This window comes from Sulfitobacter sp. AS59 (assembly GCF_038899995.1).
Classification (GTDB): Bacteria; Pseudomonadota; Alphaproteobacteria; order Rhodobacterales; family Rhodobacteraceae; genus Sulfitobacter.
In genome coordinates this window covers 135,963-148,765 of record NZ_JBBMQK010000006.1, presented here as the reverse complement: position 1 = coordinate 148,765, position 12,803 = coordinate 135,963, and the positions used below count along the sequence as shown (strand labels likewise).

Sequence of the window (12,803 nt, the reverse complement as noted above, 5' to 3'; positions counted from 1 at the left end):
CTTCTCATGCAATTTCACACGCTTGGGCCATAGAGTCCCCTATGTTGTTAATGTCCAAAACGCGCAGGGTTTTGTCGTCAGATGTGACAATCCCTTTTACGAACCTGTTTTCGGTGCCCTCGCCGATATTTGGCATCGGCTGAATGTTGTCATGTGACAGCTCCACAATGTCGGACACGGCGGTCACAACGAACCCGACAGTCTGGTTCCCGATGAGCGTAATGATAATCACGTCACGATCAGTAGCGTCGTATCGCCCCAGACCCAAACGCGCCGACAGATCGACAATGGGCACAACAGCGCCGCGCAAATTCATCACCCCCAACACGTCCGCAGGAGAGTGCGGAAGCGTTGTGGCCTTACTCCAGCCGCGGATCTCTCTCACCAGGATGATGTCCATGCAGAAATCTTGCTCGCCGATTGAAAACGTAATGAATTCAATCTTCTTCATGGATTTTCTTCGCTCTTCAAAACTCATGCGTATGCCCTCTTGTGCTTCACAGAAGTCGATGTTGTGTTGGATATTCGGTGGGTGATTTCGTCTAAATCGACGATAAGGGCGATTTGACCGTCCCCTAATATTGTAGCCGCCGCGACGAAAGGCACGTGACCATAATTCGATTCAAGGCTTTTAATAACGACTTGCCGCTGATCCCGGATCTGATCAACGGCAAGCGCGAAAAGCGTTCCTTTTTCATCCTCGACAATAAACAAGATATGTCCGTGGCGAGGGGCAGAGCCGCTTTGATATCCAAAGACCTGCCCCAGCTCGATGATGGGAACCATCATATCGCGGACCGCCACCATACGAGAGGACGGGCCGATTTGATGAATCTGCGATGCATCAGGGCGAATGGTTTCAAGGATCGCCGAAATGGGCACCACTAAGGTTTCTTCGCCCACTTCAACGATCATCCCGTCAAGAACCGCAAGTGTAAGCGGCAAGCTTATGGAAATGGTCGTCCCTTTTCCTGGGTGTGAAATGATCGCAACCCGGCCGCCAAGACGGCGGATTTCACTGTTCACGACATCCATCCCGACGCCGCGCCCGGAAAGATTTGTTACCTCGTCCGCAGTCGAAAACCCTGGCATGAAAAGCAGCCGGTCTATTTCACCATCACTTAACTGGGCCGTCGCGGGCACAAGACCCTTGGCGATGGCCGAGGCCAAAACTTTGTCCCTCTGTACGCCAGCACCGTCGTCAGAGACTTCGATCACCACGCGACCGGACCGATGCGCCGCCGTTAGCGTAATGCATCCAGCTTCGTCTTTTCCAGATTGGATCCGCTGTGGCCCCGCTTCAACGCCGTGATCCACCGCGTTTCTTAAAATGTGGGTCAAAGGATCAACCAAGCGTTCGATCATTATGCGATCGACCTCGGTATCCTCTCCCTCCGCCGCGAACCGCACCTCTTTGCCCGCGATTTGCGCTGTTTCGCGTACAATACGGGCCATCCGCTGGAACAATGGCTTCACCGATTGCGCGCGAATTGCCATGATCCCCTCCTGAATGGTTCTTGTGAGGGATTTGAAATCGTCCAGCGTCGCCGCCACCTTTCTGCTGACCACACCGCTGTGCTCCAAAAGCGATTGGGTCATCACAGATTGGGTTATCACCAACTCCCCAACCAGATTGATCAGCTCGTCAACCTGGCCCAAATCGACGCGAACCGTCGATTTATGCGATGTGCGCGGTTTGGGTGTCTGCTCTGCCGGACTTGCGGCTAGGCTGTCGGTTTTAGCCTTGATCGACGTATCATCAATCTCGGCCCCTTCGACATCAGCTTCCATCAAGGGCGGCGGACTAACAGCCTCCGTGCCGGTATTGGTTGAAATATGAAACTCAGCATATGGCTCCGCAAACTCAAATATCTCGCGAATTTCTCGCTCGGACCGATCCGTGGAAAGGCTCAACCGCCATGTTATCGCCGGCTCGGGATCGTCCCACTGCCCATGGCCGCTTAACTCCACGCGCGTTATCAGCCGCCCCAGCGTTTCAAGTTCACGAAATAGATGGGCGGGCTCATGCCCGTTTGCATATAACGCAGCCGTCGGCGCGAATGAGATTTCGAAAGCGGGCCCTTCCAACTCAACATCAGCGGGCAAAGGCCCCTCATCCCCCATCGCGAGCGGCACAAAAGCGGCGAGCAAATCATCCTCAGGCTCTGGCACCAGCGCTGTCTGGGATAGGGCTTTCACCTCGGACATCTGAAGTGCCAGAGCATCCGGATCAGGTTCTGAACCCGCCGCACCTAGCGCAATCAAATCCGCCAGATAATCTGCTGCGCGGTAAAAAATTGGTAACACTTCACAAGATATTAAAAGCTGCCCACCTCGCAATTCATCTAAAATAGTTTCATACGCGTGCGCAAACTGTGCAATCGCATCAAGGGAAAAAGACGCGGCGCCCCCCTTGATCGAGTGTACCGCGCGAAACATGCTATTGACCTCATCGGGGTCGGGGTTTGAACCGTCAGCGACCGCCTCTAACGCATTCAAACCATCGGTCAGATCCTCAAGCTGTTCCTCACATTCTTGGAAAAATATTTGGCGTAGTTCAGTAAGTGAGGACATGTTCACAACCTTGCAACGCGACGGATCGCCGAGACCAACCGGGTGTCGTTAAAGGGCTTTACGATCCAACCCGTCGCGCCAACACTGCGTGCCCGGTCCTTGAGCTCGGCGCTGTTTTCCGTGCTTAGGACAAGAATGGGCACGGATTTATTCCGACCAGACCCACGGACGGTTTCAATAAATCCAAACCCATCCATAACCGGCATATTTATGTCCGTGATAATCACATCAGGGTTTGCGTCAGCTAGTTTTTGCACGCCATCGGCACCGTCTTCTGCCGTCGTGACGAAAAACCCCGCGTCCTCCAGGGTCATGCGCAGCAGATCACGCATCGTCCGGGAATCATCAATCGCCAGAATACAAATGCTCATAGCGGCCGTTCCTCTCCTAGTAATGCGCCAGCCATTCCCAAAAGCCTCAAATCGTCTTTAAAATCTGCGGAGGCTTCAATTTGGAAGCTATGTCCGGACGACAGGCAAAACTTTTGAAAGCGCATGAGTATTTCTGCAGCCCGCGCACCAACCGAGAGAACCTTTCGACCGTCGATTTTGATGTCTTGGCCGCTGTGGTTGGCAAGCAACTGGATCAGGTCGTTTGCCTTGCCAGAGTGCAATCTATCGGGGAGCATTATTGTACAGGCCATCACATCATTTCCCGAAAAACTGAATATCTTCCAAAGACCGATTTGGCGCGTGCTGCGTCAAGACGCCGGTGTCGTCATCATCGACCAACAATTGGCTGACCCGCCCTGTCGTCGGTGTAAAACGTATCGCCCGCGCCTGCCCCCCGCCCAAGCTGCTTGCGACCACGGGCATGCCTTCAATCTCAAGAAAGCTGATCGCAAACTCGCAATTCTTCGCGCCGATATGGCCCATGCGTCCCGACATTGTCGCACCGCCGAAAATTTTGGCGCGCAATCGTGATTTTCTGGCCCCAAGCTTCAGCAACCCGTTGATCAATATCTCCATCGCGAAAAGCCCATATCGTTCTGAATGGGTGCCCCCATCCGGCCCCGTCGCCAGCAGGAAATGGTTCATCCCGCCAACACGCGCCACAGGATCGAAAAGGCATGTCGCCACACAGGACCCCAGCAGTGTTTTAAGAACCACATCAGGTGCGTCACTCACTTGGAACTCACCTTGGGCGACAAAAAACTCTTGGGTTTGATCCGGCCAAATAGACGGATCGCTTAGACATAGCGCCATCGAACGATCCTTTCCTGAATGTCCATGCACATGATCATTATCCGCATCAGAAATCTGTCCATGTGCCCGTGGCCGCGCTCTCAACCGCTTGTTTCACAGGCGGTTTCATACGTTCAATTTTTCCCATTTTTGGTTTCTGGACGGTTCCGGCGCTGGCTTTGGGTTTGGGTTTGGCAAAGTCGACAACCTGTTCCGCCAATTGGAAGTGATAGATGGTTTCCACCAACGCCGCCGCTTCCCGTTTGAGGGCATCACTTGCGGCGGTTGTCTCCTCCAGCCGCGCCGCGTTTTGCTGCGTCGATTGATCAAGCTTCGTGACCGAACCGTTAATTTCTTCTAGGTTCAAAGATTGCTGGCTGGCAGAAATCGCGATTTCGGAAACCTGTGTTGAGATATCATGTACAGAGGTCGCGATTTCCTCCAAGGACTTGCCCGTCTCGCCAACCAAATCCACACCGATTTTTACCTGGGCAACCGACTGCGCGATGAGACCGTTGATTTCGGTTGCCGCCTCGGATGAACGTTGGGCTAAGGCCCTGACTTCAGAGGCGACTACGGCAAAGCCGCGCCCGGCATCGCCGGCCCTCGCCGCCTCGACACCTGCGTTCAAGGCCAACAGATTGGTCTGAAAAGCGATGTCATCAATGACCTTAACGATGGATGCAACTTTTTTGGAGGAGGTTGAAATCTCATCCATGGCTGTCACTGTTTTCAGAACAACGACACCGCTCTTTTCCGCATTTTTCTTTGCTTCTGCGACGATGGTATCAGCCTTCTGGGCACCTTCAGCGGTACCACGAACGGCAGCAGTCAGATCATCCAGAGCGGAGGCCGCCTGCTCCAACGTGGCGGCGGTCCCTTCTGTCCTGCGCGATAATACCTCTGTCGTGCCGCTAATGTCCTGCGATTCATTTCGAATGGTCTCAGCGCGGCTGGCGATGCCGCAAAGCGCCTGGCAGAGCTGACCCACCGCATTGTTATAGTCCTGACGCAACTCTTCAAATCGATCCGCGAAGGGTTCAGATAGGTTCACATGCAAATGACCGTCTCGCAGTCGTTTAAAGGCGACGCGCAGCGTATCAACGACTTTCGCCCGCTCATGGCTCAGCTCCGCACGCTCCCACTGGGCTTGTTCTGCGGCTTGTGTTGCCTCGGTGATGTCGCGCCCCAACAAGAACAGACGGTAAGGTTTATTATCGGTGCCAATGACCGATGTAATGCTGCCCTCAACAATGACATCGCTGCCGTCGACGCCGCGAAACACCATTTTTCCGATGAAAGACCGGCCTTTCTTGAGTTTCGCCACCAGATTTTCCGCGTCCTTTGACATAAGCGACGCCAGTGTCACATTCCCTGGCATGCCTTTGGCCCTGCCAATGGTCGCCGAGAAAATCTTGTTTTCGTCGAGTAATGTCCCTTCTGGTGAAAACTCGGCCCGAAGCTGGGTCGCGTTGATCTCGTTGATCAGTGCGGTGCTTTTCCAGACATCTGTGACGTCTTGCCACTCAAGAACGAAGCCGATTTTATTGTCTTTAGTATCGCGGATCGGCTTGATCTTGAGAGAGATACGGACGTCATCCATTGAAATCGTCGTCGCAAATGCCGCGTCATCATCGGCCCCGATTTCCGCCAACATTTTGTTGGATAGAACGTCAAAAAGTTCCAACGACCGGCCGACCAAATCTTTCGGATCAAAGCCGGAAAACTTGTTTTGAAACTGTGTGATGCGGTTTTGGCAAAGCTCTTCAAAAGCCGGGTTAACGGCGAATATCTCTCCTGTTTGATATGCAAGCAGCAGGGCTGCCGAGGAGTTGTTGAACGCTTCACGCTTAAAACTTGCTTCGCGGGCCCCATCAGCCGCATCTTCAAGATCGGCGCGCAGGTGTTCTACGGCCTTGCCCATCGTTCCAAATTCGTCGTGCCGCGCGGCGCTTACAACTTCTGTCTTGAAATCGCCTTGGCGCAACGCCTCAACCGTTTTTGTTAATGTAGACATCGGCCTAAGGATGATGCCGTGGAACGCCAAGAAAGTCGCAACCACCGCAATAAGGCCGATAATACCGGTGGCCATTAACGATTTCAGCTGGGTGGCCGCCAGAAAATCGGCAAGCGGGTCCGCAGACCAGCGCATTGCAAACGCACCAACGTTTCGGGTTTTTCCATGTATGAGCGGGAAAGCCGCCAGATGGGTCTTTTTCGACACCACATGGGTTTCGGAACCGATAGCGCTGCGGGCGAAATCAGCCAATGCTGCATCTGTGTTCGGACCATATTCAGCGACAATCGCGCCATCAGCACCCACAACCACATAGCTGATAAAGGCGCTTTCATCGCGGTCGTCGAACTGACGGAACAAGCCATCGATATCGGCATATCTTTGGTAGGCAACCGGCGCAGGCAAAGCCGATGCCAGCAATTGACCGCGATCTTCGGCTTGGGTTCCCAAGGTTTCACTTGCCAGATAGCCAAGTGAGGCCGTCTGCAAAACAAGCAGCGGCAGCACCACAATCGAGATGGAAAGCACAGCGGCGAGTGCAAACTTTGTCGCAACTGAATGCAGAATATTCACGCGTTTTGGCATCGGCATTTTCTGGCTCTCACAAACTCGGAAAATTAGGGAAAGGCGGCGGCATCAATGCCAAAAGTCACTGCGCCAACAGGGGTGCGCATGATCGGGTCAACCAAAGTCATCGAAATCTGCCGCTGATAGGTATTCGCAGATTCATCAAATTCGATTTCACCTTGATGGATCGCACCGGCACCTTGTGGGAACGTCTCAAGGAATTTGGCTTCGTCCCCTTGCCAATAATCACTGGTGACATTGCTGATGGCCGCGTTCAGGCCGGTCGCATCCATCACGATAATTTCGGTAATGCGCCCCCCTGATCCTTCGACCAATGCGCGCAGATAGGTCGACGCAGCAGCCGAGGTGACATGACCAATAAGTTCCGGCCTGCCGGTTCCGATTTCCGCGCGCCACCGGTCATCTTGGGCCAGTATTTCCTGAGCATTCAAGTTCATATTTCGATAGTTGCTTTTCGCAAGCGCCGCCCAGATCGACCCCTCGTTTTCAAGGTTAACGATCTGCGCCAGAACATATGCCACTGCGTTTTCTTCTGCCGTATTCGCGGCAGATGCGGCCCCGCCTACAAAGCCAAAGATCAACGTTATCGCGCGCAATACGGTCAGCACTAGAAAGACCTCTTAATGGTGTGTCGGCCCAACTACCGGCCGGTCCCTTTAAGAGGAAAAGTCTTTGCAAGCTGTTAAGCGCAACCATAAGTTCTTGCCGATTTTAGGCAATACAACCTTATATTCCCGGCCAGCATGACCTGACCCAGCCATGGCGCGTGCGGTTCATAGCGCTGATGCTGATTGCTCAGGTAAGCTCTTTCATCTGAACATTCCGCGCTGCCAGTGGCAGTGCAAACTTGCGCGCCCGTGCCGCGTGCTGCTTGACGATCTCGCGTTGCGTCTTGTTATCGGGAATTGGCCAAGCGGGTGGCACAAGATCGTTCAACAGACCGCTTTCCTCAAGCTCCAATAGATCGTCAGCAGACAGACATTTAGCGCTTTCTGCCGATTTATAGAGGTAAAAGCTTTCAGCGGCGACACCATTGGCAAATATCACCTCGTGGCGATCAAACAGAATATGATAATATGTCACCCCCTTGGCGGGGCAAACGCAGGATATACGCTGAAGCTGTGACAAATGATGCGCAGCGATCAGCACACGGTCTGTATCAGCAAGTTCGGCCACGGCAGTGGATTCCATCACGATCCGGTGCTGACGCGATACCAGTAGATCCTGTTCGGGAATTCTGGGGCCCAATGCGTCGACAGCGATACGGACCGGGCGTAATTTTTCATCGGCGACGATTTCATCATTCGAGAAATACCGGTGCCCGATCCACCGGATCGTTTGCAGCCCGTGCTGCTGGGTTTGTACCCTGTGGCCCACCCTCAAGGCCTCAACCCGGCGTTCCCCGTCCTCGCAGGCAATCATTGTTCCTGCGACGAAACACGGCGGCGGCGTTGATCCACTGTCGCCTAATCCCGATCCGCGGGTCACAACCGGCGTGTTAATATCCGGCGCGTCCCATTTTACCGTCGCATCGTTGTTTCCCCCACCTGTCCAGACCACGTTTGATTGGTCCACAGCGGTGAAATCTGTGCCCGGCTCAATAAAGGTAGAGGAATTGATCGTGCTGGCAAAATTTGTATCGTAGGTTTCACCGAACCCACCGATCATGAGGGCCTGTTCGACGGTATCGTAGCCCGATGCGTTCACCGAACTCAGAACAACCCCTTGATACTGCACATTATGGTTGTTGTCATTGAAACCGCCGCCGACCACTGTCTGGACATAGACATATTCGCCCGTGGTGGCATCCTGCGTCCATTGCGCCTGATCTGTCGGTAAAAGAAAGCTCAGCGTCCCACCATTTACGGTATCGGCTGCCTCATTTCCGTTTTCATCAAAGGCCGTAATACGAAGCTGCAAACCGCTAAGAAGGTCCACATATTCATCGGGGCTGATTGCGATCTCAAACCGGTCACCGCCAGATTGTTCAAACTCGGAAATCCGTGCCATCTAAATTTCCTTTCGAGCTTTTCTTTTCAATCGACATTAAAAACGAGCGGTTTCGGTATGTTAGCCAAATAACTGTTCCCAAAAGGATATAATCGCGGGAATTTTCGGTCAATTGCTACTCCCCTGACCGCCTCATCGAATTCGCAATCGTGTCATTAATGTTGCTGTTTATATGGGTTTCCGACCAAGTGCTGCCCTCAGTCTCTACCATAAATTGCGCGATCTATCCACAGGTTTGACATGCATCAAGCCGATGCAATGCGTTGCGGTGGTACAAGGCCAGCATATCCGCATCGGAGCATAGCTATGGCTGATAAGAAAAGTGAAATCGAAGCGACACTTGGGGTTGGCGGCCATCGGCATCCAATTCCGCGTTGGGCTTACTACATCGCGGCTGTGGTCGTCCTTGGGGCCGGCCTGTACTGGTGGAATACCGAGGCCGCGACGCGGCGGGCCGTCAGCTATCAGACCGAAGCGGTCAGCCGGGCAGATTTGCGCGTCACGGTGACGGCGACAGGCTCTATCGAGCCGACAAACCTGGTCGAGATTTCCTCGGAGCTGTCAGGCACGATGAAAAAGGTGCTGGTTGATTACAACGACACGGTGTCGGAAGGGCAGCTTTTGGCACAGCTCGACACGACCCAGCTGGAGGCACAACTGGCCGTGCAAAAGGCATCCCATGCAGTGGCCGAAGCACAGGTCGCCAGCGCCAAGGCCAGCCTGTTGGAGGCCGAGTTAAATTACGACACGGTCCGAAAACTGGACGAACGCGGCGTGACCACCCGCACCAACATGAACGCGGCAGAGGCTCAGTTGGCCCGCGCAAAGGCGGATTTGGCCCGTGCCACCGCAAATATGGACCTGACCAAAGCCCAGCTTGACGCGCAGCAGGCCGAACTGGACAAGGCCTGTATCTGCTCGCCGATCAAAGGGTTGGTGCTGCAACGCAATGTGGACGAAGGGCAGATCGTGGCCGCCATGCTCTCTGCCCCGATCTTGTTCACCATCGCCGAGGATCTGACAAAGATGGAGCTTCAGGTTGACGTGTCCGAAGCGGATATCGGACGTGTCGCACCGGGCGAGTTGGCGACATTCACCGTCGACGCCTATGACGATCGGACATTTCCGGCGGTTATCTCAATGGTGCGCTATGCCTCTGAAACCATTGACGGGTTGGTTACCTACAAGGCGATCCTGTCAATCGATAATGCGGCGTTGATGCTCCGCCCGGGCATGACCGCTACGGCGGATATCATCGTCGCTGAACACCAGAACGCGCTTGTGGTGCCCAATGCCGCCCTGCGCTTTGCCCCGCCGCAGGTGGTGGACGACAGTGACGACGACAAGGCCAAAGGCGGCGGACTGCTGGGGTTGCTTATTCCATCCCGCGATGACGCAAATACGGCCGGGTCGACCCGCACCGTTTGGGTGCTGCGCGACGGTGTCGCCATCGAGGTGCCTGTCGAAAAGGGTGACACAGACGGCCAGATGACCCGCATCCTGTCAGGCGATATCGCCGAGGGTGACAGGGTGATCGTCGACATGACCGAGGGCACGTGACGTGGTCGACACCGCACCGCTGATCGAATTCCGCGAGGTTGCCAAAATCTATGGTCACGGCGAAGCAGAAGTGCGCGCCTTGGACGGTGCCAGTTTCAAGATTGAGACCGGAGAGTTCGTGGCGATCATGGGGCCTTCGGGGTCGGGAAAATCCACAGCTATGAACCTGATCGGGTGTCTCGACAGCCCCACGTCTGGGGAATACCTGTTTCACGGTGTGCCCGTCGCCAGCCTAAGCCGCGACCAGCGCGCCCTCCTGCGCCGCAGCTATCTGGGCTTTGTTTTTCAAGGCTATAACCTGCTGGCACGGGCCTCAGCGCTTGAGAACGTGGAACTGCCCCTGATCTACAAGAGCGTGGCCCGCGCCGAGCGGAAACAACGCGCGCTAGAGGCGTTGAACAAGGTCGGTCTGAAGGGTCGCGAGCATCATACCCCGTCTGAACTGTCGGGCGGTCAGCAGCAACGCGTGGCCATTGCGCGCGCGTTGATCGGCAACCCTGATGTGATCCTCGCCGATGAACCGACGGGGAACCTTGATACCAAAATGTCGCGTGAAATCATGGAATTGCTCTGCGATCTTAATGATAACGAGGGGATGACGATCATCATGGTAACCCACGAAGAGGACATGGCCGAATATGCCCACCGGTTGATCTGGATGGTCGATGGCAAGGTCGAGCGGGACGGAAAGCCAAGCGGCGGAGGCGGCAAACGATGATCTGGGAAACCATACGGCTGGCGGTTCAGGCGATCTTTCGCAACACCATGCGGTCGGTATTGACCGTGCTGGGGATCGTCATCGGCGTGGCCGCCGTCATCGCGATGGTCACGGTGGGCGAAGGGTCGTCCAGTCAGGTCACCGCAGATGTCGAAAAGTTGGGTACAAATATTGTGATGATTATGCCCGGCGGCATGGATCAGGGGCCCGGCACGCAATCTGTCGCCAAGGCGTTCAAACTGAAAGACGTCGAAGCCCTTATCGACCAGATCGGCAGCGTCGACACCGCCGCCCCCTATGCCCAAACATCCATGACAGCGATATACGGCCCCGAAAGCACCACAACGCAGGTGGTCGGCACCGACAACCGCTATCTGGATGCTGTCGATTGGCCGCTGGCGATGGGACGCGCGTTCCTCAGCACCGAGGAGACATCGGGCCGACCGGTCTGCATCATTGGTGAAACCGTGCGCCAGAACCTTTTCGGCAACACCAGCCCCATCGGGGAAACGATCCGCCTCAGTTCGCTGACCTGCGAGGTTGTCGGCCTGTTAGAGGCCAAAGGCGCGTCGTCTTTTGGCACCGATCAGGACGATGTGATTGGCCTGCCCATGAAAACCTTTCAGCGCCGCATTTCCGGCAACAGCGATGTTGCAATGATTTTTGTGGCGCTGCGGGACGGCACATCATCCGACCGCGCCATGAGCGAGATCGAAGCGTTGATGCGCGAACGACGTCGCATCAGCGAAGGCGAAGATGATGATTTCACGGTCATGGATATGAAGCAGATCGCTGAAATGCTGTCTGGCATTACCGACGTGCTGACCGGCCTTTTGTCGGCGGTGGCGGCGGTCAGTCTGCTGGTCGGCGGTATCGGCATCATGAATATCATGCTGGTGTCCGTCACCGAACGCACCCGCGAGATCGGCATCCGGTTGGCGGTGGGTGCGCAATCAAGCCAAGTGTTGATGCAGTTTCTGGTCGAAGCAATCGTTTTGTCCGTGATCGGCGGCTTGATTGGCATCATCCTTGGTCTGGTACTGGCTGTCTTTGCCTCAAACCTGATGGCCATCCCGTTCGAGCCAAACCCCGCCGTTGTGGGGGGCGCGTTCCTGTTTTCGGCGGTGGTCGGGGTGATCTTTGGCTATTTCCCCGCGCGGCGTGCGGCAAGGCTGGACCCGATCGAAGCACTACGGCACCAATAAAAGCGAAACCCGATTGCGCGTTTCCATCGACCACGGTAGCATCTTATTCAGGCCTTGCTCGGGCCTCCTCCCTCCATCGGGGCAGCATTTCCCATGCAGAGCGGTATCATGTCGAACTGATCCTGTTCGAGCACGCGCATAAGGGGGGATTGCGTCGACCGCTCGAAAGAGGAGGTTCAAGATGAAACTGTCATCACCCATCTACACACTGAAGCGTGAGGCGAAATTGCTGACGCGCGGCACCGAGATCAAACTCCACCAAGCGCTTGACCAAGTCGCACGTCGCGAGGGGTTTCAGGACTGGGGGCATTTGGCCTCGGTCTATACCAAAACCACGCCAGCCAAGGCCATTCTGCAGCAGCTTGATGCGGGCGACATGGCCCTAATCGCCGCACGTCCCGGCCACGGCAAAACGCTGCTGGGGCTAGAGCTGGTCGCCATGGCAGGAAAATCCAACCGGGCGGCGTATTTCTTCACCCTCAGCGACACCGTCCTGGACATACGGGACCGCTTGGACAAGCTTGGCATTGATCCCGACGGGTTTGGCCGGTCCGTCACCATCGACACCTCCGATGATATCTGCGCCGACCATATCATAACCCGCGTCGACAACACGGCGAAGCCTGCGCTGATCCTTGTCGACTACCTGCAACTGCTCGACCAAAAACGCAGCAATCCCCCGCTCGACACACAAATTCGCAGGCTCAAGGCGTTTGCGACCGCGCAAGGTGCGACCGTCATCCTGCTTTCGCAGATCGACCGACGTTTTGAACTTTCGGTTAAAGGCATGCCAAGCGTGGATGACGTCCGGCTGCCAAATCGCGTCGATCTGTCGCTGTTCGACAAAAGATGTTTCCTACATGACGGTGAAATCAAGGTTGAGCAGGCCGCATAACGTGATCTGAACCAGCTTTGCGGGCGTTCCCAACAGCGCCTGCAAAGTGAAC

Annotated in this window: 12 protein-coding genes; 4 read left to right on the top strand and 8 right to left on the bottom strand. The window is 55.2% G+C overall.

What is annotated here, in order from left to right:
* Nucleotides 1–4: 4 nt before the first annotated feature.
* From WNY39_RS14210 to WNY39_RS14175, 8 genes are all read right to left on the bottom strand, one after another.
* Nucleotides 5–478: a chemotaxis protein CheW gene (locus WNY39_RS14210; RefSeq protein WP_342846478.1), complete on the bottom strand. Its 474-nt coding sequence runs from the start codon at nt 476–478 to the stop codon at nt 5–7.
* On the bottom strand, nt 475–2,574 hold the full coding sequence (locus WNY39_RS14205; protein WP_342846476.1) for a chemotaxis protein CheA: 2,100 nt from the start codon (nt 2,572–2,574) through the stop codon (nt 475–477). The genes WNY39_RS14210 and WNY39_RS14205 overlap by 4 nt, the downstream gene beginning before the upstream one ends.
* Before the next feature lie 2 nt (nt 2,575–2,576).
* On the bottom strand, nt 2,577–2,945 hold the full coding sequence (locus WNY39_RS14200; protein ID WP_342846474.1) for a response regulator: 369 nt from the start codon (nt 2,943–2,945) through the stop codon (nt 2,577–2,579).
* Nucleotides 2,942–3,202, bottom strand: a complete 261-nt coding sequence (locus WNY39_RS14195; protein WP_342846472.1) for a hypothetical protein — start codon at nt 3,200–3,202, stop codon at nt 2,942–2,944. Before WNY39_RS14195 ends, WNY39_RS14200 begins: the two co-directional genes overlap by 4 nt.
* Before the next feature lie 19 nt (nt 3,203–3,221).
* Nucleotides 3,222–3,779 (bottom strand): chemotaxis protein CheD, encoded by a 558-nt coding sequence (locus WNY39_RS14190; protein WP_342846470.1) that lies wholly within the window; start codon nt 3,777–3,779, stop codon nt 3,222–3,224.
* Between the two features lie 46 nt (nt 3,780–3,825).
* Complete coding sequence (locus WNY39_RS14185; protein WP_342846468.1) at nt 3,826–6,366, bottom strand: methyl-accepting chemotaxis protein; 2,541 nt, start codon at nt 6,364–6,366, stop codon at nt 3,826–3,828.
* Nucleotides 6,367–6,392: 26 nt separating this feature from the next.
* Nucleotides 6,393–6,971 carry a hypothetical protein gene (locus WNY39_RS14180; RefSeq protein ID WP_342846466.1) on the bottom strand — a complete coding sequence of 193 codons (579 nt, stop codon included), beginning with the start codon at nt 6,969–6,971 and terminating at the stop codon, nt 6,393–6,395.
* A 187-nt stretch (nt 6,972–7,158) separates the two neighbouring features.
* Nucleotides 7,159–8,373: a Hint domain-containing protein gene (locus tag WNY39_RS14175; RefSeq protein ID WP_342846464.1), complete on the bottom strand. Its 1,215-nt coding sequence runs from the start codon at nt 8,371–8,373 to the stop codon at nt 7,159–7,161.
* 306 nt (nt 8,374–8,679) lie between these two features.
* Between WNY39_RS14175 and WNY39_RS14170 the strand changes: the two genes are divergently transcribed.
* From WNY39_RS14170 to WNY39_RS14155, 4 genes are all read left to right on the top strand, one after another.
* Nucleotides 8,680–9,933, top strand: a complete 1,254-nt coding sequence (locus WNY39_RS14170) for an efflux RND transporter periplasmic adaptor subunit (protein ID WP_342846462.1) — start codon at nt 8,680–8,682, stop codon at nt 9,931–9,933.
* Nucleotide 9,934: 1 nt separating this feature from the next.
* Nucleotides 9,935–10,651, top strand: coding sequence for an ABC transporter ATP-binding protein (locus WNY39_RS14165; protein WP_342846460.1), 717 nt, complete (start codon nt 9,935–9,937; stop codon nt 10,649–10,651).
* Nucleotides 10,648–11,856, top strand: coding sequence for an ABC transporter permease (locus tag WNY39_RS14160; RefSeq protein WP_342846458.1), 1,209 nt, complete (start codon nt 10,648–10,650; stop codon nt 11,854–11,856). The genes WNY39_RS14165 and WNY39_RS14160 overlap by 4 nt, the downstream gene beginning before the upstream one ends.
* 181 nt (nt 11,857–12,037) lie before the next feature.
* Nucleotides 12,038–12,751 (top strand): DNA helicase, encoded by a 714-nt coding sequence (locus WNY39_RS14155; protein ID WP_342846456.1) that lies wholly within the window; start codon nt 12,038–12,040, stop codon nt 12,749–12,751.
* The last annotated feature ends 52 nt before the right edge of the window (nt 12,752–12,803 follow it).

Coding starts and splice junctions, on each gene's coding strand:
- WNY39_RS14185 (WP_342846468.1), bottom strand. CDS start 6,366: ATGCCGATGCCAAAACGCGTGAATATTCTGCATTCAGTTGCGACAAAG.
- WNY39_RS14190 (WP_342846470.1), bottom strand. CDS start 3,779: ATGGCGCTATGTCTAAGCGATCCGTCTATTTGGCCGGATCAAACCCAA.
- WNY39_RS14195 (WP_342846472.1), bottom strand. CDS start 3,202: ATGCTCCCCGATAGATTGCACTCTGGCAAGGCAAACGACCTGATCCAG.
- WNY39_RS14200 (WP_342846474.1), bottom strand. CDS start 2,945: ATGAGCATTTGTATTCTGGCGATTGATGATTCCCGGACGATGCGTGAT.
- WNY39_RS14210 (WP_342846478.1), bottom strand. CDS start 478: ATGAGTTTTGAAGAGCGAAGAAAATCCATGAAGAAGATTGAATTCATT.
- WNY39_RS14205 (WP_342846476.1), bottom strand. CDS start 2,574: ATGTCCTCACTTACTGAACTACGCCAAATATTTTTCCAAGAATGTGAG.
- WNY39_RS14160 (WP_342846458.1), top strand. CDS start 10,648: ATGATCTGGGAAACCATACGGCTGGCGGTTCAGGCGATCTTTCGCAAC.
- WNY39_RS14175 (WP_342846464.1), bottom strand. CDS start 8,373: ATGGCACGGATTTCCGAGTTTGAACAATCTGGCGGTGACCGGTTTGAG.
- WNY39_RS14170 (WP_342846462.1), top strand. CDS start 8,680: ATGGCTGATAAGAAAAGTGAAATCGAAGCGACACTTGGGGTTGGCGGC.
- WNY39_RS14155 (WP_342846456.1), top strand. CDS start 12,038: ATGAAACTGTCATCACCCATCTACACACTGAAGCGTGAGGCGAAATTG.